The sequence below is a fragment of the Roseivirga echinicomitans genome, from assembly GCF_001592935.1.
GTDB lineage: Bacteria > Bacteroidota > Bacteroidia > Cytophagales > Cyclobacteriaceae > Roseivirga > Roseivirga echinicomitans.
On record NZ_LRDB01000044.1, the window covers coordinates 1 to 383 of the forward strand.

Genomic DNA, 383 nt, shown 5'->3' on the forward strand with positions numbered 1-383 from the left:
CCTGTTTCTCTATCGATGTATCCTTTTTTCTGATGAACAACATTGTTTTCGTAAAAAAGGTAGGTCAAAAAAATGCGCCACTCACCAATATATGGGTATACCATATATACTTTTGCTTCAGCAGACATGGCGTTCATGGCAGTGACTGGTGATTTCATGTGCTTTGGGTTTGACCAAAGCCATTCATTTCCGAAATCGAATTTAAACCTTGGGTATGCTTTGCTGTTTATAATTTGGAAAACAGAATCTCTTAACGGCTTCATATAGAAAATTGACTCTCCAAGCGAGCTGAATACCCTGCGCTGATTGAAAGGTAATGGATGAGGTTTGGCAACAGGAGCACTTTTTCCTGTGAGACTCAAAAGGTTATCGGTAAATATGAG

At 39.2% G+C, this 383-nt stretch carries 1 protein-coding gene; it reads right to left on the reverse strand.

Translation table 11 applies throughout. From position 1 onward, the window contains the following. Positions 1–383 (reverse strand): 6-bladed beta-propeller (locus tag AWN68_RS13380; RefSeq protein ID WP_157716218.1); only part of this gene is annotated, 383 nt, incomplete at both ends.